This is a genomic window from Alcanivorax xiamenensis (assembly GCF_009846745.1).
Lineage (GTDB): Bacteria > Pseudomonadota > Gammaproteobacteria > Pseudomonadales > Alcanivoracaceae > Alloalcanivorax > Alloalcanivorax xiamenensis.
Genome location: NZ_AQPF01000054.1, coordinates 1 through 23,900 on the forward strand (window position 1 = coordinate 1; position 23,900 = coordinate 23,900).

The 23,900-nt window shown below is 62.6% G+C and carries 20 protein-coding genes; 10 read left to right on the forward strand and 10 right to left on the reverse strand.

Translation table 11 applies throughout. The features are described from left to right. Nucleotides 1–189: 189 nt before the first annotated feature. From A6D6_RS19055 to A6D6_RS19065, 3 genes are read right to left on the reverse strand one after another with little or no spacing between them, the layout of a single operon-like run. A complete protein-coding gene (locus A6D6_RS19055) occupies nt 190–2,133 on the reverse strand; it encodes a PhoX family protein (protein WP_159661593.1) in 1,944 nt (647 codons plus the stop codon). Further along, nucleotides 2,130–3,989 carry a phytase gene (locus A6D6_RS19060; RefSeq protein ID WP_159661594.1) on the reverse strand — a complete coding sequence of 620 codons (1,860 nt, stop codon included), beginning with the start codon at nt 3,987–3,989 and terminating at the stop codon, nt 2,130–2,132. The genes A6D6_RS19055 and A6D6_RS19060 overlap by 4 nt, the downstream gene beginning before the upstream one ends. A gap of 11 nt (nt 3,990–4,000) precedes the next feature. Beyond that, nucleotides 4,001–6,490, reverse strand: coding sequence for a TonB-dependent receptor (locus A6D6_RS19065; RefSeq protein ID WP_133490038.1), 2,490 nt, complete (start codon nt 6,488–6,490; stop codon nt 4,001–4,003). Between the two features lie 346 nt (nt 6,491–6,836). Between A6D6_RS19065 and A6D6_RS19070 the strand changes: the two genes are divergently transcribed. Both A6D6_RS19070 and A6D6_RS19075 read left to right on the forward strand, forming a co-directional pair. After that, a complete protein-coding gene (locus tag A6D6_RS19070) occupies nt 6,837–7,739 on the forward strand; it encodes a GGDEF domain-containing protein (protein WP_133490037.1) in 903 nt (300 codons plus the stop codon). 2 nt (nt 7,740–7,741) lie between these two features. Continuing rightward, nucleotides 7,742–8,809 (forward strand): AraC family transcriptional regulator, encoded by a 1,068-nt coding sequence (locus A6D6_RS19075; protein ID WP_159661595.1) that lies wholly within the window; start codon nt 7,742–7,744, stop codon nt 8,807–8,809. Here the strand turns inward: A6D6_RS19075 and A6D6_RS19080 are convergent. Further along, complete coding sequence (locus A6D6_RS19080) at nt 8,804–9,847, reverse strand: metal-dependent hydrolase (protein ID WP_133490035.1); 1,044 nt, start codon at nt 9,845–9,847, stop codon at nt 8,804–8,806. The genes A6D6_RS19075 and A6D6_RS19080 overlap by 6 nt on opposite strands. Before the next feature lie 423 nt (nt 9,848–10,270). Here A6D6_RS19080 and cfa point away from each other — a divergent pair, with 423 nt between their 5' ends. The 6 genes from cfa (at nt 10,271) to A6D6_RS19110 (ending at nt 18,395) form a co-directional block, all read left to right on the forward strand. Next, on the forward strand, nt 10,271–11,431 hold the full coding sequence (cfa, locus tag A6D6_RS19085) for a cyclopropane fatty acyl phospholipid synthase (protein WP_159661596.1): 1,161 nt from the start codon (nt 10,271–10,273) through the stop codon (nt 11,429–11,431). Between the two features lie 120 nt (nt 11,432–11,551). Continuing rightward, complete coding sequence (locus A6D6_RS19090) at nt 11,552–12,061, forward strand: RNA polymerase sigma factor (protein WP_133490033.1); 510 nt, start codon at nt 11,552–11,554, stop codon at nt 12,059–12,061. After that, entirely contained in the window at nt 12,058–13,011 is a 954-nt protein-coding gene (locus A6D6_RS19095; RefSeq protein ID WP_159661597.1) for a FecR family protein, read from the forward strand. Before A6D6_RS19090 ends, A6D6_RS19095 begins: the two co-directional genes overlap by 4 nt. Nucleotides 13,012–13,363: 352 nt before the next feature. Next, nucleotides 13,364–15,691, forward strand: coding sequence for a TonB-dependent siderophore receptor (locus A6D6_RS19100; RefSeq protein ID WP_159661598.1), 2,328 nt, complete (start codon nt 13,364–13,366; stop codon nt 15,689–15,691). A 278-nt stretch (nt 15,692–15,969) separates the two neighbouring features. Further along, the gene (locus A6D6_RS19105; RefSeq protein ID WP_159661599.1) at nt 15,970–17,121 is read left to right on the forward strand and encodes a lipid A deacylase LpxR family protein; all 1,152 of its coding nucleotides are present in this window, start codon (nt 15,970–15,972) and stop codon (nt 17,119–17,121) included. 116 nt (nt 17,122–17,237) lie between these two features. Then, nucleotides 17,238–18,395, forward strand: coding sequence for a C4-dicarboxylate TRAP transporter substrate-binding protein (locus tag A6D6_RS19110; RefSeq protein ID WP_159661600.1), 1,158 nt, complete (start codon nt 17,238–17,240; stop codon nt 18,393–18,395). Nucleotides 18,396–18,517: 122 nt separating this feature from the next. On the opposite strand, the gene A6D6_RS19115 is transcribed toward A6D6_RS19110, so the two are convergent. From A6D6_RS19115 to A6D6_RS19135, 5 genes are read right to left on the reverse strand one after another with little or no spacing between them, the layout of a single operon-like run. Further along, nucleotides 18,518–18,892 carry a sirohydrochlorin chelatase gene (locus A6D6_RS19115; RefSeq protein WP_133490028.1) on the reverse strand — a complete coding sequence of 125 codons (375 nt, stop codon included), beginning with the start codon at nt 18,890–18,892 and terminating at the stop codon, nt 18,518–18,520. A 26-nt stretch (nt 18,893–18,918) separates the two neighbouring features. Beyond that, entirely contained in the window at nt 18,919–19,152 is a 234-nt protein-coding gene (locus A6D6_RS19120) for a DUF3820 family protein (protein ID WP_159661601.1), read from the reverse strand. Between the two features lie 43 nt (nt 19,153–19,195). Continuing rightward, a complete protein-coding gene (locus A6D6_RS19125; protein WP_133490026.1) occupies nt 19,196–19,822 on the reverse strand; it encodes a cation efflux transmembrane domain-containing protein in 627 nt (208 codons plus the stop codon). 14 nt (nt 19,823–19,836) lie between these two features. Beyond that, nucleotides 19,837–20,745 carry a cation diffusion facilitator family transporter gene (locus tag A6D6_RS19130; RefSeq protein WP_133490025.1) on the reverse strand — a complete coding sequence of 303 codons (909 nt, stop codon included), beginning with the start codon at nt 20,743–20,745 and terminating at the stop codon, nt 19,837–19,839. A 42-nt stretch (nt 20,746–20,787) separates the two neighbouring features. Further along, complete coding sequence (locus A6D6_RS19135; protein ID WP_159661602.1) at nt 20,788–21,123, reverse strand: DUF3703 domain-containing protein; 336 nt, start codon at nt 21,121–21,123, stop codon at nt 20,788–20,790. Between the two features lie 74 nt (nt 21,124–21,197). Between A6D6_RS19135 and A6D6_RS19140 the strand changes: the two genes are divergently transcribed. Continuing rightward, entirely contained in the window at nt 21,198–21,620 is a 423-nt protein-coding gene (locus A6D6_RS19140) for a MerR family transcriptional regulator (protein ID WP_133490023.1), read from the forward strand. 123 nt (nt 21,621–21,743) lie between these two features. Beyond that, entirely contained in the window at nt 21,744–22,973 is a 1,230-nt protein-coding gene (gene nhaD, locus A6D6_RS19145) for a sodium:proton antiporter NhaD (RefSeq protein WP_133490022.1), read from the forward strand. Here nhaD and A6D6_RS19150 read toward each other — a convergent pair. Then, a complete protein-coding gene (locus tag A6D6_RS19150; protein ID WP_236564173.1) occupies nt 22,925–23,758 on the reverse strand; it encodes a DODA-type extradiol aromatic ring-opening family dioxygenase in 834 nt (277 codons plus the stop codon). The genes nhaD and A6D6_RS19150 overlap by 49 nt on opposite strands. Between the last annotated feature and the right edge of the window lie 142 nt (nt 23,759–23,900).

A 23,900-nucleotide genomic window follows, 5' to 3' on the forward strand; every position in this document is an offset into this window, starting at 1 on the left:
GCCGATAATGCGAAACCAGACCTAACACCCTGGCAAGCACTAAAAACGCTTTTTGTTTCCGCCGCCCATGGCGGTCACCCTTCGGGCCACCGCGGAGCAACGTTAAACATTGCTCCCGGCAATTTTTTTCCGCAATGCCCGCAGCCCCCGGTTTTGACTTTAGCGTCTGGCGTCCGGCGTCCAGTTCCTCTAAGTGCCGATCTCGCCACCGTCGTCGCGTGTGATCAGCACCGTGGTGGAACGGGGGCGGGTGCGACCATCGCTGGCCGGATAGCTGATTCCCGGATGCTGCACGTTGATCCACAAGGTCCGCCCGTCCGGCGTGCCGGTAATACCGGTGATTTCACACCCCCTCGGCCCGACCAGGAAACGGCGCACCTCACCGCTGTCCGGGTCCGCGCACAACAGCTGGTTGGTTCCCATGGCCTGGTGGTCCGGGCTTTGATCGTCGTAATCGGTCTCGATCCAGAGCCGTCCCGCCGGATCGAACCACAGTCCGTCCGGCGAAGAGAACAGGTCGCCCTGGATGCTACCCCACTGATGGACAGGTGCCTCGCCGCCGGCGGGGTAACCCGCCAATAAAAACAGCGCCCAATCAAAAACCGTGGCGGCGGGATCATTGTCCCGCTCCCGCCAGCGCAGAATCTGTCCGTGCAGGTTCCTCGGCCTGGGATTGGCGGCGTTCACCGGCGGCCCGTTATCGACACCGCGCTCATCGTTATTGGTCAGCGTGACGTAAACCTCGCGGCTGCCGGGTCGCACCGCCACCCATTCGGGCCGATCCATGCGGGTGGCTCCGAGCAGATCGGCGGCGCCGCGCGCGTTGATCAGCACCGCTGCCTGATCCGGGAACCCATTGGCGGCGGTGAGCGGCCCCTGACCGTGCCGCAAGGGCCGCCACTCACCACGGCCGTCGTCATGGAATACCGCCACGTACAAAGTGCCGTGGTCGAGCAGGTCCCGGTTGGCGCCGGGATCATCGGCGCGATAGCGGTCACGGGGCACGAATTTGTAGATGTACTCTCCCCGGGTGTCATCTCCGAAGTAAAACGCCATGCGTCCGTCGTCGGCCACCGAAGGCGTGGCGCATTCGCGCACCAGCCGCCCCATGGCGGTACGCTTCACCGGTGTGCTGTTCGGGTCGAAGGGATCGATTTCCACCACCCAGCCGAACCGGTTCGGCTCATTGACCTCCCCCTGGTGAGGCCGGGAGTGATCCGGCGTGGCATCGAAGCGGGGCTCCACGGTTTCCCATGAATAGTAGTTGCTGCGCTCGCCCTGACTGACGCGATAGCGGGCCTGTTGCGGACGGCGCGGGTAGTCCTCCGCGTCTCGATTGACGAAGTAGTTCGGCCAGTTTTCCTCACAGGCCAGATACGTGCCCCAGGGGGTATAGCCCAGCGCGCAATTGGCGAACGTGCCAATCACCCGGCGCCCGGTGGGGTCCGAGGCGGTGCGCATGGCTTCGGCGCCCGCCGCTGGACCGCTCAGTATCATCGGCGTCAAACCGCTGATGCGACGGTTATAGGAAGACGTCATGATTCGCCGCCACTGGCCATCGCGGTTCTTGGCGATGTCGATGACGCTGACGCCGTGGGCGGCCAGTTCCTTGTTCACTTCCTCGCCGGGCCGGCGCGGCCTGCCCTGTTCGTCATGCAGCACCGTGGCCCCCCGTGGATGCAGGAAATCCGTCGCCACTTTTTCATGATTGATCACCAGCAGGCCGTGCCCGTTGGGATTATCCGCAAACGGGAAATAGTGCATCCCGTCATGGTTATCCCCGGCCTGCCGCAATTGATCGCGCCAATCGTTACCGGCATCCGCGCGCCACCGTGGCGCCTCGGCATCAATCGGATCCCCCCAACTGTAGAAAGGCACCGCGCGATATCCCGCCGGCACCCGCACCGCGTCAAAGCCGGGATCGGTTTGCGCCGGCAGCGGCGTGAATCCGATGCGTGGCCGCGCGCCACCGGTCACCGCGCAGCCTCCGACAAAGACCGCCGCCAACCCCAGGCCACCCTTGAGCACACCGCGCCGGGTCAGGCTGAGCCAGTGGCCCTCGCTACTCCGGAGCACCGGATGATCGTCCTGTGCTTCCCAATCATCCGGATCGGTTCGCCATTCCCCGCTCATGGCCGCGCCTCCCTGGTCAGGTTCAACGCCTCACGTACCGCTGACCAGGGCACGTACTTGAAGTTCTGCGGCGCCTGCGGCAACCGGTTGCGCCCATCCTGAACCACCAACAGCCCTTCTTCGTAAGCGCCCCCCAGGTTGGCGGATGTCACTTCCAGGCCATCGGTTTCCGACACCCCGTCCACGCCACGCCGTGAATCCAAAGCAATACGGAATCGTCCCCGGTAGGCATAAGGCGGCGAGGCATCCAGCACCACATAGCTGTCGTTGCCCTGACTGGAAATCACCAGGTAACGGTGGTCCTCGCCGGCGTAGATCGCCAGCCCTTCGATATCGGCCACCAGTTTCTCCCCCACGGCCATGACCTTGGTCAGCGTGGCGGGCACTTCGGGGTCGGCGGGCAGAGTCCACACCGCCTGATCTTCCTCGCCGACAAACAACTGGCCGGTCACCTCATCGGCCACGCACCCTTCCGGCTGGCTGTCCACCCGGAAACGCCGCGCCAGGGTCGCCGAGGGCGCCTCGCCGGTGAGGTCCAGGCGGTATTGTTCGAACTCGCCATTCTTGCCGTTGGCGATGGCATGCAGCTCATCGGCACCGGCCTGATAAAGGCACACCCCGTAAATGTCCTTGAGCGTGGTTTCGATTTCACCGGCGTTGGAGACGTTGCCTTCGGTGTCGATACGAAACACCTGGAGGCTGTCATGATCCCGGTTGCTGGCCACCGCCCAGTCACTGCGCACGTCCACATTGTTGAGCCGCCCCACGGGCAGAAACTGCCGGGTTCGGCCGAGCAGATCGTAAACGTACAAACCCGCTTTCTTGTCGGTACCGAGCACACGGCCGTGTTCCGGTTTTTCCGGGTGCAACCAGATCGCCGGATCATCCGCGGCGTCACCGAAACGGGCCACCGGATCGGTTTGTGCCGCCGCGTGCACCACCGCCATATCCGTGTCCCCGAACGTTGGGTTCGCCGCCCGCCAGGGCAGCGTCATGGTCCGAGCGGCACTTCCTTCGTCGTCCAATACCACCAGAGTCAACTCTCCGTGCCGCCAAAGCGCCGCCAGTTTTTCCGGTTCCTTCTGAGCCGGCACCGTTATCGCCGCTCCCACCGGTTCGCCGTCGCGATACAGATGCAAGGTCCCGGCGTCCTTGTCCAGTACCGCCAGCCCATCCGGAATCACCGCCAGACCGGCGGCGCCCAGCCGCAGCCCGCCTCGGGGCGCCACCATATCCACCACCCGGCGTTCGGGATCCCGCTCGGCATCGGCGGCATAACGCCAGACACCAACTCGCTCCTCACTGACGTAGAGGTCGCCATCGTCGTCGTCCACCCGGCAGGCCTGAACCTCCGGCGGCAATACCAGATGGCGCAGCGGCGCCACCATCTCGTTGATCAACCACTGGTCGGCACCGCCCCGCTCATCCAGCAAAAACACCGACAACAGGCCGTCCCGGTCCTGATACAAACAGAGACCGGCCACTTCATAGTCCGGGGCGGGGATGGTATTGCCTGCCATGACCTGACCATCGCGGACGGTCAGCACATGCACTTCATTGCTGCTCTGCTCCGCCAACGCCAGGCGCCAGTCTCCCGAAGCGACAACCCGGCCATCCAGATGCTGATAGCCCTGGGCGGCGCTTGACTGCCGTTCGCCGTTGATCCAGAGACCGCCCCGTTGATCCAGCGCCGCCCACTGCGTGGTGCCCGGCGCATACCAAAGATCCTGAAATCGCCGCTCCGGCTCCCAGCTCCGCCAGTCGGATTCCGCCACACTATCCACGGCGCAACCCGCCAATCCCAGACCACCACAAAGCAATATCGCAAACCGTCGTCTCGTTCCCATCCGTTTCATTCAACGGCTCCTCAGTAATGCTTCAGGGACAGGCCCAGTTTGTAGGTGGCACCGTACTCTTCGTACTGCGCGTTGTAGCGTTCCCTGCCGGTGTAGGCATAGAAGGGTTCGTCGGTCAGGTTGATCGCCTCGAAGGTCAGTTGCAGCTGTTCGGTCAGGAAATAATGGCCGGTGAAATCCAGTTGAACGTGATCGTCCACGTGAATGTCGTAGCGCTTGTCCAAAGGATCCTGCACTTCCTGAAGATAGTTTCCGGTGTAGTTGGCGGCCAGCCGCAGGCTGAGCTTGCGGGTCTCGTACCCCACCATAAGATTGGCGGTAAGGTCCGACTGGCTCGGCAAGGCGATGGTGCGATCCCGGTACCCCCCGGCATCCTCGTCATAAGCGCGAATGCGCGCCTCGGAATCAACCAGAGTGGCGTTGGCACCGACCAACAGGCCATTGAACGGCGCCGGCAAGCCGCTGAAGGTTTTCGAGTAGGCCAGCTCCAGACCGTACAGGGAAGCACTGTCGCCATTTTCAAATGTCTCCGCCTCATCGTACATTTCGTAACCGCTGGCGCCGCCCACATCGGTGCGATACACGAAATTCTTCAGATCCTTATAGAACAGGAAGGCGGAGACCACACCGGCGCGCCCCATGTAATGCTCGATGCCCAGATCGTAGTTGTCCGCTTCCAGGGACTTGAGCCCCGGATTGCCGAAACTGGCCTCGTCACCATCGATTTCATAACCCGGCGATAATTGCTCGAAGGTGGGTCGCACTACACTCTGGGTGAACGCCGCCCGGATCTGAGTATCCGGCCCCACCCGGTAACGCAGATGCAGCGCCGGCAACCAGTGCTGTTCATCCTCGTTGAAGCGATTGGCGACGATATCGCCATCTTCCACGCCGTACCCTCGGGCGGAAAAGTCGGTGCTCTGGTACCGCACCCCACCCAGGACACGCAGATCCCCCACGTCCACGGTGCCCATCACATAGGCCGCCCGGCTGTCCTCGGAGATGTCGTAGTCCTCGATGGCGGACGCCTCGTCGTCCCGCTCGCCAGGTCCACTGAGTAGATTGTCCACGCTGGTATCGATGCCCGATCCCATCTCACCCAGCCCATAGTCCACGTCCTTGGCAAAATCCGACAGATTGCCATCGGGCTCGTAGATCCAGGTTTCGGCGTCGGACTCCTTGTCCCGGCGGGCCACCTTGCCGCCGAACTTGAGGGTGGCAAAGTGCTGGTTCCACATCAGATCACGGGTGAAATCCAACTTCAGGTCGGTTTGCCGGTCCTTGGTGTCACTCTGGGCGACCTCCACTTCGTCCAGCTCATACAAGGCATCGTCAAAAAAACCGGACGGGAAAACCGGGCGAGGTTTACGACTACCATAATAGCCACCATCGTCGAACTCGGCGGCAAACACGGCGCCACCGGTATGGCGGGGCTCGTCCTCGCTGGCCCGGCTGTGACCGATACGGTACTCCATGGCCCAGTCATTCCAGCGTTGCTCACCGCCGAACACCACCGAGGTGATCTTCTGGGTTTCCTCGCGGTTCTTCAGCTCTTTCTGTACTTCCACGGCGCCGGTTTCGTTGGGCGCCATGGCTTCCTCGAAGCCGAACACGTTGGCCTGACGGATTTCCTCATCCCGGAAACGGCTGTGCAGGGTACGCAAGTAATAGCGGCTGTTGTCGTTGGGCAGGTAATCGAAGTTCAACGCCAGACCGAGCCGTTCCCGAGTGATGGTGTAATCCCGCTGTTCGAATTCCTCCAGCCGCGCATCACCGTCATCGAAGTCCCAGCCGCCACCGGTTTCCACGTTATCGGAACCGAAGTCGCGCTCGGACCAGCTGAACGCCGCCGCCACGCCGAAATTATCCTCACCGGAGCCGATACTGAAGCGATTGCTGAAAGCGGCGGACAATTCCGGGCTGGTTTCATCCATCAGTTCGTTGTAACTGCCCTTTCCGGTCACCGAATAGTAAAGGCCCGGGCGGTCGAAGGCGGACAGGCTGCGCACCTGTACCGTCCCGCCGAGGGAATTGGCGTCCATGTCCGGGGTCAGCGTCTTCACCACGGTGAGCGATTCCAACAGATCCGCCGGCACCACATCCAGAGCCACCGCCCGGCGCCCCGCCTCCGGCGCCGGAATCCGCACGCCATCCACATCCACCGCGTTGTAGTCCGGCGCCAGACCACGCACCCGCACGAAGCGGCCCTCGCCCTGGTCCCGTTCGATGGAGACACCGGGCAGGCGTTGCAGTGATTCCGACACGTTGGTATCCGGCAATTGACCGATGGCATCGGCGCTCACCGTGGTCTGGATGTTGTCGGCCGCGCGTTGGCTGGCCAGCGCCTCTTCCACACTGGCGCTTTGGCCGACCACTTCCACCGCCTGCAGACGGTGGCTCTCCACGCTCTCTTCAGCGCCGGCGCCCTGCGCCAGGGCACCGATCACCGAGGCCAGTAACGTACGTTTAAAAACAGGTGTATTCAGTTGATAGCGGGTCATGGGTCCCCCAAGGCAGTCAGCAACGTCATCCGCGTTGCACGGAACCTAGGGAGGGGCCATGTCACTTCCGTTACACCCCTTGGCCTGGCCTCTTGCCATCAGGGCTTCGAACGCCATTTACGCCCCTTGTTGAGCTGATCACACCCTCTTGCCCGGACGATTTACCGGCACTGAAGCCATCGGTCGCGGCGCACCAGCCCGGCACGGCACGAAAAAAACACCGATGCCATGAGCTGATCCGACCCCCCGCGGTGACGGCGCCACTTCTGTCACGCCGGTGCAATGCCCACGGCGTAGGAAGGGTGGTAGGGCCTGTTCAGCCTAGTTCAAAAAGGAGTAATAACGGATGTGGGGATTCGCACTACATCGATGGAAGTGGTTTGCTCTGCTGACCATCGCCTCGGCGATACTGGCGCTCAATGCATTGACCGGCACCCTGAAACCGATGGCCGAGGTGGTCTGGCTGGATATCGCCGGCGAAGGCGGCGCCGCCCTGCTGGTTCTGATCTGGCTGGCCCTGATGCTCAACAGCCGGCCCGCCGGCCGTGTCACCAATCTTCTGTCGCTGGGGCTCAGCGGTATCTTCGTGGCCTACTGGCAGGACGTCATGGACGAGGTCATTCAACTGCCGACCACCATCGTCTGGGACCACTGGCTGGAATCCGGGGCCATGCCGGTGGGCATGTTGCTGCTGACACTGGGTCTGTATCACTGGCACAAGGAGCAACAGGCGATCTGCGATCAGCTGCGTAAGCGGGAAAAGCTGTTCCGGGAGCATCGGGATTTTGATCGTCTGACCCCGCTCACCCGGGCCGGTTATCTGCGCGAACATCTGGCCCTCGCTTCCCGCCGCGCCACGCCCCCGCTTCTGTTGATGATGGAGTTGCCGGACTTCGACGCCGACCGCCGCCATCTTGGCGAACAGGACGGCCAGCGTCTGCTGCAGGAAGTGGCGGAGTTGCTGTTGCTGAATCTGCGCCGCGACGACCTGCTGTGCCGCTACGCCGGCCACCGTTTCGCCGCCCTACTGACCGATATCGACGCCAGACAGGCACTGGATCTGGCGCGGGAACTGGAACAAGCGGTGGCGGCTTTCGCCTTCAAGAGCGGTCAGGGCCGCACGCATTATTCACAGCTGGTGGTGGCCATCACCGAGGCCGGCGCGGATACGCCGGAGGCCTGGCTGGAGCGCGCCAACCGGGACCTGGATGAAGTCCGCCGGCGGCGGGCGGCGAACGTCGCGGCCTGATCATGCGCGGCGGCTCTCACCACCATATCGGTTATCAGCGGGACGACCGCTTCGTCCCCTGTCACCATCACCCGGCACTGCTGCTGGAGATGGTGCGCGAACAGGGGCTGGACGATCACAAGGCGCTCAGACATACCGGCTTGTTTCCCAATGATCTTCTGGATACCAGCGCGCGTTTGTCGCCACGCCAATACCTGCAATTGGTGCACAACATTCGCCGCCTGCACCCGGATCCCGAGCTCGGCTTCCGCTATGGGCAGACACTGCTTCCCGGCCACTATGGCGCGATCAGCACGCTGCTCGGCAACGCCGCCCATCTGGATCAAGCGCTCATCACGCTGGAGGATTATCAGCCTTTGATCACACCACTACTGGCGCCCCGCATCATCCGTACCGGCGAATATTGTTGCGTGCAGTGGCTGGACAGCTGTGGCGCGGGGAATGAGTACCGGTTTCTGGTGGAGAGCATGATGTCGGCCCTGGCCTCGGTGACCCGCTGGCTCAGCGGCGGACCGTTGCCGTGGACCTTCCAATTCAGCTACCCGCAACCGGACTATCCGGAGCACTATCAGGTCTACCTCGGCTCCCAGCTGTACTTCGAAGCGCAAATGGATGCCATGCTGATTCCCGCCCATTATCTGAATCAGCCCTGGCCCAGGGGCTCGCACACCGCGCGGGCGGTTTCCGAGCAACAATGCCAAGAACAACAGTTGGCCCTGGGATGCGACACCAGTCTGGTTCACCAACTCTATCTGGCGCTGATCGAACGCATCCGCGAGCCGCCATCCCTGGATACCGCAGCGCGGGAACTGGGCCTGAGTCCGGCCACGTTAAAACGCAAACTCAAACACCATGGCACTCACTTTCAGGACCTGCTGGACCGGGCGCGCAAGCATACCGCTCTGCATCTTTTGCAGTTTTATGGCTACAACAGTGAACAGGTGGCGCGCTATTTGCGCTTCAACGACAACACCAATTTCCGCCGCTCGTTCAAGCGCTGGACCGGCCTCACCCCGAGCGCCTGCCAACAGCTGGTGGACCGCGCCATGACCGCGCTAAAACCGCTATAACGCCGTGTCCAGGCAATCCGCCGGTGCCTCCCCCAATTGCAGGGTACGCAGACAAAGCACCGGCTTGATGGCGAACGTACGCCGCCATAACTTGGACCACATTCCATCATGGATTCTGACATCGCTCAGACGAGTGCTTGGCAAAGGCCGCCAGTCATCACCATCAAATGCCGCCAGCACAAAACGGAACGGATGGGCGCCCGGAACCCCAAGGCGGACGTCCGTCACCACCAGTTGTTCCTGCTCGCGCTGATAATCCAGCAGACCGCCGGTAAACCAGGCCAGCCGTCGCGCTTCCGGCAGCCCGGCGGCGACCGCCTCAAGCTCCCGATGACGCGGAAACCGTTCCAACGTCATGCTGCCTGGGTGATCCAATACACCGGTGACCATTTCCAGGCGCTGATCATCGGTCAGCGCGGTGGCCCGCCAAAGCAGAGTCGAGAATGGCATGGGCTGCACCAGCAACCGTTGCGGTGTGACACCGATACCGGCCAGTTCGGCGCGCACCCGCTGCGTCATCCACTGCTGGGCGGCCAGGCTCCAGATCAGATAGGCGCTGGACAAGGTCAGCCCCAACGCCAACGCCCGCCGCGACGGCGGCCGCCACAGCGCCACCAGCACCGCCAATAGCAATGGCAGGGTGTATAACGGGTCGATGATGAACACACTGCTCAACGCCACCGGTTCACCAAGGGGCCACCACAATTGGGTGCCGTAAGTGGTGAAGGCATCCAACAAGGGGTGGGTCAGCAACACCAGGGCGGTGAATGCCCACCAACGCGCCAGTGACGGATCACGCCAACGGCGAGACAACAGAATCGCCAGCAACAACGAAAAAGGCGTCAGCACCAGCAAGGAATGGCTGAAACCGCGATGCTCGGAAAAATTCGCCACCGCGCTGCCGTAATCGATCAGCACATCCAGATCCGGCAAGGTCGCCAGCAGGGCCCCTCCGAAGATCGCGCCACGCGGGAAACGGCGCCCCAAAACGGTGCCACCCAGGGCGCCCCCCAGAACCGCCTGAGTCAGAGAATCCATTGTGTCTCCTTCCACCATTTCACTTGCGGCCCCGGACGTCCCCGCCTATGAACTCCATAGTTTTGACACATAACGACGATAACCCCATGAATTAATTAATGAAAAATCAGGCACTCAAACAGAGAAGCGATAACCGGGGACTTGCACCCGTGATCAGACCGTCGAAGAATGGGGAACGCGCGTTTAATCCGCCCGTGCGAAGAACCGGATTATTGCGCCATGGCGCAGGGACGAGCCACCGCCAATCGACGATTGGCACGACCCCGGAAAGGCCGGAGCCGTGTAGTACTGCATCCGCCGTTCCCGGATGACGGTGATATCCGACAGGGAAACACGCTTCATCGTCGCACAATAATCAGGGCAATGGGCAGCGAAGCTGCAGCCCGTGCCCCATGCAGTTCATCACCCGAAGGGAGGCACTGTATGTTAGGTTCACACAGCCGGGACACCACCACCCACACCGGTTCCCGCTCCATCGACGCGATGATTTCAGAAATCCTCGCCAGCGCCGACATTCAGATCAATGGCCGGCGCCCCTGGGATCTGCACGTTCACCATCCAGATACTTTGTCCCGATTCGCCGCGCAACGTTCCCTCGGGCTCGGCGAGTCCTATATGGACGGCTGGTGGGATTGCGACGCCATAGATGAATTCATTACCCGCATCCTGCGCGCCGGCGCCGACGGCATCAGCCAACCGCGCTGGATGGTGGCGGTGCAACTGGCGGGCTATGCGCTACGCAACCGGCAAAGCCTGCGCCGCTCCCGGCAGGTGGCGGAGAAGCACTACGATCTGGACAACCACCTGTTTCAACTGATGCTGGACCCGACCATGGCCTACAGCTGCGGCTACTGGAAGGACGCCTCAACCCTGCACCAGGCCCAGCAGGCCAAGCTCGACCTGATCTGCCGAAAACTGGAGCTGGAGCCCGGCATGACCCTGCTGGATATCGGTTGCGGCTGGGGGTCACTGGTGGAGCATGCCACCCGCCACTACGGCGTGCGCGCCCATGGCGTCACGGTCTCCAGCGAACAGGCGGGTCTGGCCCGTGAGCGCTGCAAGGCACTGCCGGTGGAGATCATGCTCAAGGATTACCGCACCGTCACCGGGCACTACGATCGGGTAGTGTCGGTGGGCATGTTCGAACACGTCGGGCGCCGCAACTATCACACCTTCATGAAAACCGCCGCCAACCTGCTCAAGGACCGCGGCCTGATGCTGCTGCACACCATTGGCAACAACCTCAGCAGCGCCGCCCATGATGCCTGGATCGACAAGTATATTTTCCCCAACGGCGAGCTGCCCTCGATCAAACAGATCGCCCGCGCCGCCGAGCCCTTCTATGTGGTGGAGGATGTACAGAACTTCGGCCCCGACTACGCCAAGACCCTGAAAGCCTGGGACGCCAACTTTCTGGCCAACTGGGATCAGCTCAAGGACCGTTACGACGATCGCTTCTTCCGCATGTGGCACTATTACCTGAATGTCTGCGCCGGCGGCTTCCGCGCCCGCCACCTTCAACTGTGGCAATGGGTGTTCAGCAAACCCGGCCAGCGCTCCCGCACCTATCACGCCCCCCGTTGATGCTGTCCGCTCTCTCCCCTCTCCCCCGCCTGGGCGCCGCTGGCGCCCGGGCGGGGATATCGGCATAATTGCGCCCTGATTCGGAATCATTATCATTTAACGCGATCCGGGCGGACCTTCATGCAAGCGGATCCCCGCGACCATTTGTTCCAGCAACATGCGGCTGAACTCACCGGCTATCTGAACCGGCGTCTGCAGTCACCGGAACTGGCCGCCGAGTTATGCCAGGAGGTCTATCTGCGTCTGCGCCGGATGCCGCGTCATCAGGCACTGGATAACCCCCGCGCCTTCCTGTTCCGCATCGCCCGCAACCTGCTCATCGATCACCTGCGCCAGCAAAACAGCCAACCCGCCTCCATCACCCTGCAAGAGGCCGTCGATGACCTGGAAAGTCCCGCCCCGGACCCGGAGACCGCCGCCAGCGATGCCCAGGTGCTCGACAGCCTGCGGGAAGCGCTCGGCGAATTACCCCATCATGTGCGCCAGGCACTGCTCTGGAATCGCCTGGAGGGACTCACTCAAAAGGAGATCGCCGGCCGGCTGGGGGTATCCGAACGGATGGTCGGCAAGTATATTCTGCGCGCCCTCAACCATTGTCAGGCGCGCCTGGCCTGGGAAACACAAGGATGAGCCCGATGCCGGAGCACCGCCCGTCCCCGTTGGATCAGGAAGCCAACCGCTGGCTCACGCACCTGCATTCCGGCCGGGCCCGGGAACAGGATCACCGGGACCTGGACCGCTGGCGCCGGCGCAGCCCGGCCCACGAGGCTGCCTACCAGCGCGCCGAGACCCTTTGGCGGCAACTGGGCGCCCTTACCGCCGAGCAGGTGAGCACCGATATACGCCCTCCGGACAACAGAGAAGCAGCGCCCCCGTCACGCCATCCTCGGGCGTTCCCGCTGGCGCTGGCCGCCGCCGTGATGCTGGCTCTGGTGGTGCTCGGGCAGTCCCCGTGGCGGCAGTGGCAGGCGGACCTGCGCACCGCCGCCGGCGAACAGCTTTCCCTGGACCTGGCCGATGGCAGCCACCTGGTTCTTAATGGCAACAGCGCCGCCAACTGGCACCTGGACGCCGACAGCCGGCGCATGGAGCTGCTGCGCGGCGAGGCCCTGTTCCAGGTGGCGGCCGATCACCAACGGCCGTTCACGGTCCAAGCCGGGGACGCCCGCATTCGCGTCACCGGGACCCGCTTCAATGTCACCCGCGACGGTGATGATGTCCTGCTTACCGTTATCGAGGGGCAGGTAGTGGCCAGCGGCCCAAAGCGCCGGGAAACCCTCACCCCCGGTCAAGCGGTGCGCTGGAAAGACGGTGGGCTGCGGACCCCGATCGCCGTCGACGCGGCACAGGCCGAGGCCTGGACACGCGGGCGTCTGATCGTGCGCGATCTCCCCCTGGAGGCGGTGGCCCGCCGTCTGGAGCGCTACCAGGACACCCCGATCTGGGTACTCGGCGACGCCCGCCATCGACGGGTCAGCGGCGTGTTCGACACCGCTGATCCGGCAGCCATGCTCACCGCGCTCGCCGCCAGCCTGTCGATCCACCAGTACCGGCTGCCGGGCCTGATCATCCTGCGCTGACACCAGATCAGGTTGGTACACCAATGCGGCCTCACCATTCGCAGGCACACTTATACGCATCACACCGGCACGCCCATAGTGACTCGCTGGCAAGCCGGCTTCCCACAGCGGCTTCGTAGTCCTTCTTCTGTGGGAAGCTGGCTTGCCGGCGAATACAGCGCAAATTCATACCTCCATGACGACGCTGCTCCGCAGCCTCCGATGGAGAGGAAGCTCCTCCTCCAAACCAAGATAAAGCAAAAATTTCCTCTCCCTTGGTTCAGAAATCCAGACCGGCTTCGTCTTCTTCCGGAACGCAATCCGAATCATTTCCATTTGCATAATTGTCACAGCACAGGAAACCGAACCGCCCATGCGTCTGAACCCTTTGCGCGCCGCCCTGTTCGGCGCGGTTATTCTGACCTGCGCCGCCCAGGCGGCGCCTTTGAATCTGCCCGCCCAGTCCCTCGACCAGGCGCTGCTGGATCTGGCCGACGCCACCGGCGTCACCCTGATCTACGACACCGTCCTGACCCAGGACAAACAAAGCCCGGCCCTGCGCGGCAATTATTCCGCCACGGCGGCGCTGGACCAGCTGCTGGCCGGCAGCGGACTGCGCTACCGGCGCAACGACGACGGCAGCTACACCCTGGAAGCGGCTCCGGCCCAAAGCTCCCGGGCCCAGTCCCCGGCCCGGCCCAACGTACTGGCTCCGGTGGCGGTGACCGCTCAGGCCGCCACCAAAATCGACCAGCCCACGTTGGAAACAGCGCAGTCCATCTCCGTGGTGCGCCGCGAACAGATCGAGTCCCAGGGCTCGGAAACCGTGCAGCAGGCCCTGCGCTATACGCCCGGCGTGTTCACTGATCAGATCGGCGCTTCCAAGCGCTACGACTATGTGGTGATGCGCGGCTTTTCCGACGACAGCATCGACAACATCTACCTGGACGGCCTCAAGACCATGGGCGATCCGGGCACCTTCAATTCGATCCAGGTCGACCCGTACTTCCTGGAGCGGGTGGAAGTGGTCAAAGGCCCGTCCTCGGTGCTGTACGGCCGCGCCTCACCCGGCGGCCTGGTGAACCTGACCAGCAAGCAGCCGCTGTTCGAGACGCGTCAGGAAATCCAGTTCCGTGCCGGCAGCAATGATACGCTGGGCGCCGCCTTCGACTTCGCCGGACCTCTTGGCGACCGTGCCGCTTACCGCATCATCGGCCTCACCGAAGGCGGCGATACTCAGTTCGATCACGTGGAGCAAAAGCGCCATGCCATCGCGCCGTCGTTCACCATTGATCTGAGCGACCGCACCACCCTGGATCTGATGGCTTATTACCAGGACGATCCGGAAGGCGGCAGTCACAGCGGCCTGCCCGCGGAAGGTACCCTGTACCGCCACAACGGGCGCTATGTTTCCCGGCACTTCTTCGAGGGAGAGCCGGGCTATGAGCAGTATGAACGCACCCAGAAAATGATTGGCTATCGCCTGGAACACGTGATCAACGATACCTTCCGGTTCCGGCAGAACTACCGCTACCTGGAAAGCGACGTGCAATTGCAGCAGGTCTACGCCTATGGCTGGGTCGGCGACACCAATGAATTGAACCGTTATTTCTCCGGCGCCGACGAGCATCTCAGCGCCCATGCCGTGGATACGCAGTTGCAGGCGGACTTCGATAAATGGGGGCTGCGCCATACCCTTCTGCTGGGTTTCGACTACCAGCATCGTGACGTGGACGCCCTGTGGCTGAATGGCGCCTTCCCGCCCATCGACGCCTTCGATCCGGTATACGGTTCGGCCCCGCTGGCACCGTTCACCGCCAGCGACAACGATCGCAAACTGATCCAGACCGGTGTTTATCTGCAGGACACCATGAGCCTCGACAATTGGCGCTTCTCATTGGGCGGTCGTCAGGACTGGGTACGGACCGCCAATGTGGATGTCGCCAGCGGTGCCCGCTCCAGCCAGAACCGCAGCCGCTTCAGTGGCCGTGCCGGCGTGCTCTACCTGTTTGATAACGGTCTGGCGCCTTACGTCAGTTATTCGGAGTCGTTCAATCCCAGCGTCTACACCGATGAAGACGGTAATCCGCTCAAACCCACCGAAGGCACCCAGTACGAAACCGGGGTGAAATACCAACCGCGTGACGGCCGTGGAATCTACACCCTGTCACTGTTCCATATCGACCAGGAGAACGTGGCCATTCGTGAACCGCAGGCGGCAATCTATCTGCCCATCGGCCAGATCCGTTCCCGCGGCGTGGAGCTGGAAGCCCAGACCATGGTCACCGACCAACTGGCGCTGCAGGCCAGCTACACCTATACGGACATCCGCTACCAGGACGCGGAACAGGACATCGAGGGCAACCGGGTCAACCAGGCACCGCGTCACCAGGCTGCTTTGTGGGGGCAATACCGCTTCAACGACGGCGCTTTGGAAAGTCTTGATGTGGGGCTGGGCGCCCGGGTCGTCACCGACATCGTGGCGGATCGCGCCAATACTCGAACGGTGCCTTCCTACACCCTGTTCGATGCTTCCCTGGGCTACGACCTTAGCCGTATCGGCCTGCACGGCATGGATCTGCGCGTCAACGTCAACAACCTGACGGACAAGGAATACGTGGCGTCCTGCTATTCCCTCGATTACTGCTACATGGGCGCCGAACGCAGCGTCATGGCCACACTCACTTATCGCCTGCGTTAACCTCCGTTCGATACGCCCTCCTTTCCGGTTTTTCCCAAGAGGGCGCGCATCGATTAAGAAACCCGATCATACCGGTCGGGTTTTTTCTATTTTTCTTATCCTTGTCCGCCCCCATCTTATAGCCATCCCGGTAACCATACTCCGTTGCCGAAGTGAGCATGATGCTGCGCAGAATCGGGCAATGATCTTCCGGATCCGTTCTACCACCCGTATCAAGCCAGCGCCTATAGTGCCTGTCGCCGGCATCGTCCGGCCATGAACCCTGGAGAAACGACGCCATGACCGTGTTGCCCTCAACGCGGCGAGGCTCCCTATTGCTTATCGCCGCGTCCAGCCTTGCCCTGCTGACCGCCGCCGCCCACGCCCAACCCGCTGTGTCCGTGCCCGGTCTTGATAGCGAACCGCGCCTGGCCATGTTGCCTGGCGAAGAACAACGTCCACGCCGTCCACGCCCCGAGCCCCGACAAGAGCGCCCGGCCGCGTCCTGGTCGGTGGCACTGGACAACGACATTCTCGTGCCCGGTTCCCGGGACCAGGATTACACCTACGGCCTGAGCGTTTCCTATACCGGCGCCCGGGCCGCTGATGCCTGGTTCTCCCTGGACCACCCATTGGGCTGGCTGGACCGGCTGGTGGGGGTGGATGATCGATCACCGGAAGGTATTGACGGACACAGCATTGAGTTCGGCATGCAGGCGTTCACTCCGGAAGAGGTCAAGATAAAGGACCTGCTGCCCGGTGATCGCCCCTACGCCAGCCTGGTGTATTTGTCTTCCCACCGGGAGCAGATCGACCGTGCCCGCGACCTGGCCTGGCACACCAGCTTCACCCTCGGCGCCCTCGGCCTGCCACTGGTGGGCGAGGCGCAGAACACCGTGCATCGAATCACCGGCAGCAACCGGGCGCGGGGTTGGGATCATCAGATCAGCGACGGCGGCGAACCCACCGCCCGCTACACCGTGGCCCGGCAAAAGTACCTGACACCAGGCCGCCCCAATCTGGAAGTGAAAAGCACGCTGCAAGGATCCGTCGGCTATCTGACCGAGGCGCGCTGGAGCCTCAGCTTCCGCGCCGGCCGGCTACGCAGCCCGTGGTGGCGGTTCAACCCGGAACTGGCCCGCTATGGTGAGGGCGCCAGTTACGCCAGCCCGCCCGGCGGCGTTCAGGAACACTATGTGTGGGGTGGCATCAGCACCGTCGGACGCGCCTACAACGCGTTCCTGCAAGGGCAATTCCGTGACAGTGATTTGACCTACGATCACGACGAAGTCCGCCACCTGGTCGGCGAGGCCTGGCTCGGCTACACCCTGGCCTGGCGGAACGGCTGGCGGCTCAGTTACGTGCTGCGCGCGCAGAGCTCTGAACTGAAAGACGGCCCCGGCGACCGCCCTCTGCTGTGGGGCGGCATGGTCATCGCCCATACGTTCTGATCACCCGCGCAGCCAGTTCACACAAGACCCTTCCATTCTTCCGTTGTTAGCGTCAGAGCTCGCGGTCGGCACCTAATTCCCCCAACAACATGCCGACCCGTCATCGGGAGGTGTCCATGAACACAACAACAAACACTCCGGTTCAACTCTGTCTCGCCTTGCTGCTGCTGGTTTTGACGACAACCCTCCAGGCCCGCGAACTGCGTTATGCCATGGGATTCCCTCCAGGATCCGATTCCGACGTGGCGGCCCAGGCGTACGCCAAAGCGCTCTCCGAATACACCGACGGCGAATTGACCGTCAAAATCTACCCCTTGTCGCTGCTCAACTTCGCCGAGACCTCCGCCGGCCTGCGCGATGGCATCGCCCAGGTCGGCTATGTGCTGGCGCCCTATTTTCCCGCCGAATTCCCCCACATGAACCTGCTCGCCGAATCCTCGATGATGCTGCAGCTGATCGGCGATAAAGTACGCGGCCGGGAAGGCATGGCCTATGTCGGCGCCATGGCGGAGTACCTCTTTCTGCACTGCCCCGAATGTCACCAGGAATTCGCCGCGCAGAAGCAAGTCTTCACCAGCAACGCCGGCAGCACCCCCTACGGCCTGACCTGCACGCAACCGGTTACCAATCAGGCGGAGCTGAAAGGAAAACGGCTACGCGTGGCCGGTTCCCACTGGTCCCGCTGGGCCCAGCATTTTGGCGCCACGCCCATCACCATGTCCTCCAACGAAGCCCTGGAAGCACTGAATCAGGGCGTGGTGGATTGTGTCATCATCTCCGCGCCGGAACTGACCAACCTCGGCCTGATTGACGCCGTCACCGACATCACCATGGCCGTGCCCGGCGGCATCTTCGCCGGCACCGGCACCACCAACGTCAACCTGGAAGTGTGGCGCTCACTCAGCGAGCACGAACGCCGTGCCATGATCCGCGCCGGCGCGGTGATGGCGGCACAAATTCCGTATATCTACCATCAGCGCCAGGATGACGTGCTCGCCAAGGCCCGCGATGAGTACGACGCCAGAATCCACGACGCCAGCCCGGAGCTGGTGGCGGCGACTCGCGACTTCGTCCGCGAGGATCTCAATACCATCGTCGACTATTACAAGGACAAGCACGGCGTGGAACGAGGCCAGGAAATGCTCGATGAATTCCTCCCGATCCTGGAACGCTGGGTCGACTTGGTACAAGACATTGACAGCGCCGAGGCACTGGCGGAGCTGTACTGGAAGGAAGCCTATTCCAAGGTGGATGTAAGCCGATACGGGTTGTGATCCGATCTTCGTGGGAGCTTCCATGATGCCTTGCAAGCTCTAGCGCGCCATTCGCCAACAGGCTGGCTCCCACAGATCATGCCACGGCGGCATTGTAGCCTGGTCAGCCCGCAAGGATTGAGTCACGAGACTGTCTGTTCTTTCACATGGCGAGCCATGAGGTCCGCCAGATCCGGGGTGCTGCCGAGATAGTCCAGCAGCTCAATCTTCAATTCCGGATAACCTTCCCGCGCTTCGCGCACCTGGGCGGGAATATCCCGGGAAACATGTTTGCCGCCGTTGAAGAACATGGGGTAAACGAAGACCTGTTCCACCGGCTGGCGGGCAAGCTGTTGAATCGCTTCATTCAACGACGGGCTCGCCAACTCCAGGAAGCAGGGCACGACGGCGACAAACCCGGGGCAACGCCGCGCCAGTTGTTCCACCTGTGCGCGGAATTCATCGTTGGCGGCCGCGGCGCGGCTGCCATGGGCCATGACGACCAGCGCCTTGCTCATAGCGTTCTCCGGATCCGGGACGGTTATCATAACACTCCCCGCCCGGTGTCCCGGAACGGGGCCACCAGGTCGGTCAGCCCCTCGACCTTGATGATCATGGCCAACGCCATCAGCCTTCCCAGTTCCCCCTTGGGGAAGCCTTTGTCGGCGAACCAAAGCAGATACGGCTCCGGCAGGTCGATCACCGGGCGGTCCTGGTATTTGCCGAACGGCATGGTGCGTTGGCACACCGCTTTAAGATCTTCGGGTTTGAATTCCATGGTGCTCTCTGTTTTAACCGTGCCGGTAGCATACCGGCCCCGGCTAACACGAGGAACAACCGCCGCACTCGCCACGGGCCTCGGCGTTGGCCTGGCGCAGAATCGCCACGGCGCTGTGACAGAACAACGCGGCAATCCCCATCGCCACGATCAGGTCTGGCCAGCGGCTGCCACTGGCGATCACTGCCAGGCCAGCCCCGATCACCGCCACATTGGCAATGGCGTCATTACGGGAACACAACCATACCGACCGGATATTGGCGTCGCCCTGACGATAGCGCATCAGCAACGCCAGACTGGTCAGATTGGCCGCCAGCGCCAGCAGGCCGATGCCGGTCATGGTGTGCCCCGGCGGCGGCGCGCCGTTGGTCATCGCCAGCAGACTGTCCGCCAGCACCAGCAGTCCCAGCACTAATAACGATACCCCTTTGATCCGCGCCGCCCGCAATCGCCAGGCCAGCGACTGCCCCAACGCCCACAGCGTCAACCCATAGGTGGCGCTGTCACCGAGGAAGTCCAGCGCGTCGGCGCGCAAGGCCCGGGAACCGGAGAACCAGCCCACCAGCGCTTCCACCAGAAACAGGGTGATATTGATCAGCAACACCGCGATCAGGACGCGGCGGTAGGCCGGCGGGGTCTCCGCGTTCAATTCCGGTTCGCAACATGCCATGGATCCACCTCCCGTCAGCGGTGCAGCACGCAAACGTGCTCGCTGTCGCCGCGCTCCACCTGCAATGTTGTGTGTTGGATACGGAAACGATGGTGCAGTTGGTCCGCCACGCCATCGACAAAAGCGTCATCGGCACCGCCCGGCATCACCAAATGGGCGGTGAGAGCGCTTTCCGTGGTGCTCATGCCCCATACGTGCAGGTCATGAATATCCAGCACCCCGGGCTGGTCGCGCAGCCAGGCTTCCACCTCGTTCAAATCGATGTGCGCCGGTACCGCGTTCAGCGCCAGTTGCAGCGATTCCCTGAGCAGCCCCCAGGTGCCGATCACGATCACCACCACGATCAGCAGACTGACCACCGGGTCCAGCCAGTTCCAGCCGGTCAGCAGGATCGCCACGCCAGCGATCACCACCCCCAGGGACACCGCCGCGTCCGCCGCCAGGTGGAGAAACGCCCCGCGAATGTTGAGATCGTCCTTGCTGCCCTTGACGAACAGCCAGGCGGAAACGGTATTGATCAGAATGCCGATGGCCGCCACCACGATCACCGTCATTGACGACACCTCCGGCGGATCAGCAAGGCGGCGAATGGCGTCCCAACTGATGGCGCCACAGGCAATCATCAGGAACATGGCGTTGGCCAGGGCGGCCAGGATGGAACTGCCGCGCAGGCCGTAGGTAAACCGGTGGTCCGGCATTTTGCGGGCCAGCAGCACGCCGGCCCACGCCACCATCAGTCCCAGTACATCGGACAAATTGTGGCCGGCGTCCGCCATCAGCGCGGAGGATTGCGCCAGGAACCCATAGATGAACTCCACCACCGTGAAGCCCACGTTCAGCGAGATGGCAATGACAAACGCCTTGCCGAAACTGGCCGGCGCCGGATGGGCGTGGCCGTGTTCATGACCGTGATGCGCGTGCATCCGTTTCTCCTTGGTGTGACCTTGTTTCCACTGGCCGCTTCACTAAGCCATCCATTTGCGCAGATCCGGCGGAACCGGCATGCGCCGTAGCACGCTGACGTCAGAACCGCCGGTATTACCTTCCGGCACCCATGGACGGGAGAACAGCAGCGCGGCCAGCAAACGAATCGACTGCCCGGCCACTTCACGGGCATCACCGCGGCGCCCCCCCACCTTTAGCATCCACCAATGGCTCAACGTATGCGCTCCGGCACGGCGTTGCCCCAGAATATGCGCTCTCCGCAGATGGTAAAAAGCCCCGCGCCACTGCCGCCGGCGGTAAGCACGGCGCGCCCGCGCCATCTCGCGATGAAACGCCCGATATTGACGTTGATGCATATGCGCCCCCTTGACGGCCACGATGTCCTGCCATTTGAATACCTGTAGCAGCTATAGCTTCAAGAGGAGGCAGCATGTTTTCCATCGGCGATCTGGCCCGGGACACCGGCTGCAAGGCGGAAACCATCCGTTATTACGAACAGATCCGGTTGATGCCGGAACCCGCCCGCAGCGCCGGCAACCAGCGGCGCTACACGCAGCGGCACCGGGACCGGTTGCACTTCATCCGCCATGCCCGCTCCCTCGGTTTCACCATTGATGATATTCGCGAGTTATTGTCCCTGTCCGACGACGAACATCGGGATTGTTCGGCGGTGGACGCGGTTGCCCGCCGTCACCGGGACGCGGTCACCGCCCGCATTGAGTCGCTGATGACGTTACGCCAGGAGCTGGACCGGATGATCGGGGAATGCGGCGGCGGTGAGGTGGGCCAGTGCCGGATCATCGAAGTCCTGCGCGATCACCGATTGTGTGAGAGCGGGCATCCATTAGCCTGAACGCGCCCCTCCCTGGCGGTCAGCGACAACGTCCTGGCCCCCGCCGCGATCGCCCAAAAGGTCGCATGCTTGACCCAAAAGCGCTAGAATCCGCCCCGCTGATTCCTGCCTTGGAAGTCCCCTATGACCGCATTGCTACTTGTCCTGGTGGCTCTCGGCTTCCTGTCCATCGTCATTGAAGACGTGGTTCACATCGACAAGGCCAAGACCACCCTGTTCTTCGGATCCCTGGTTTGGGTTCTGTTCTTTATTGCCCCGCCCTCTCATCTCACCCATGAAGCCCTGATGGAGCAGTTGAACGAACAGCTCCTCGACATCGCCACTCTGTGGCTGTTCCTGATGGCCGCCATGACCTTCGTCGCGTATCTGTCCGGGAAAGGCATTATCGACGGCATCGTCAACAAGCTGATGCCCTCGCGCATGTCCGAGCGCAAGCTGATGATCATGACCGGGCTGTTCGCCTTCCTGTTCTCGTCCATGGCCGACAACATCACCGCTACCCTGGTGTGCATCGCCGTGCTGATGAACCTGCGGCTGCCGGCGAAGAAACTGCTGCGCTACGTGGTGCTGGTGGTGTTCTCGGTGAACGCCGGCGGCACCGCCTTGATCACCGGTGACGTCACCACGCTGATGATCTTCCTCGCCGACAAGGTGGAGATCGTCGATCTGCTGGTATTGAGTCTGCCCGCCTTCGTGGCGGTAATGAGTCTGGCGTTCCTGCTTTCCCTGGGACTGCAGGGAGATCTGGAGCTGGAAAAACGGGACATCACCTTCGGCCACGGCGACAAAGCGGTGGCGGCGCTGTTCTTCCTGACCATCCTGACCACCATCGGCGCCAACGTGGCCTTCGGTATTCCGCCGGTGCTGACCTTCCTGTTCGGACTGTCCCTGATGTTCATGGTGGTGCAGTTCATGAACAAGGACGAGCCGGTACTCGACTACATTCGCAAAATCGAGTTCGACACCCTGCTGTTCTTCCTCGGTGTGCTGCTGCTGGTGGGCATGCTCAAGGAATTGGGCATCCTCGCCTATTTCCCGAAGCTGTACGACATCATGCCGACCCTGGCCGCCAACTACGTGGTGGGCATGGTTTCCGCGCTGTTCGACAACGTGCCGTTAACCGCCGCCTTGCTGAAATCCGGTATCGAGATGACGCTGCCACAGTGGCTGACCCTGACCTACTCCGTGGGCGTCGGCGGCTCCCTGCTGATCATCGGGTCCGCCGCCGGCGTGGTCGCCATGAGCAAGGTCGAGGAACTGACTTTCGCCAGCTATCTGCGTTACGCGGGCTATTTGTTCGTGGCTTACACCATCGGCTTCTTCGGCGTGCTGGCCATCGGCGTCATGCTTTGAGTCCGCTCAGTTCCCTGGCCGCCACAGCAGGGAACTGACCTCCACCGCGCCCATGCGCCCCCGGAATACCCGGTCCGCCGGCTTGCGGGGAGCAGATGCTCCTCGCGCGGGTGGCTGAAGGTTCCGCCGGGAGCCTGACGCCAGGCACACCATTGTTTTCCCCGTTCTTCCTCGTCCCAGTCTTCGTTCTGGCTGGTCCGCCACAACCACTGTTCGAAATCCCGGTTGGCATTCCATGCCCCCGGCGGATCGCCACGCCCCATCAGTACCGCCATGTTATGGAACGAGGAGCCGGAGCCGATCACCGCCACGCCCTGGGCCACCAGCGGCGCCAGTGCTCGGCCCAGGCACCAGTGCGCCCCGGCGTCCAGTGAATCCAGCAACGACATCTCCACCACCGGCACATCCGCTTGCGGGTACATCAGTGACAGCGGCACGAACAGGCCATGATCGAAACCCCGCTCACTGTCCACCCGCGCCTCGATACCCGACTCGTGCAACAGGCTGGCGGCACGGGCCGCCAGGGCCGGATCACCGGGAGCAGGGTATCGCAGATGGTAGGCGGGTTCGGGAAAGCCGTAGTAGTCGTAAACCAGCTGCGGATGGGCACCACCAGTGAACGACGCCACCGGGGCTTCCCAGTGAGCACTGACCAACAGAATCGCCCTGGGACGCGGCGCCGCCCCGGCGAGTTCGCGCAGCGACGCGACCAGCTCCCTATGCCCCGGATCGTCGAGCAACGGCAGGGGACCACCACCATGAGTAACATAAGCAACGAATGACATGGATCACTCCCAACACGGACTGTGTTCAGAGTACGGCATCGGCGTCAGGCAAGGGATTCAGCGATTGGTGCGGTTACATCAGATTTTTTGTGGCCTGCCATCCATGGCGGCCACCCTCCGGGCCGTCGCAAGCGACGTCAAA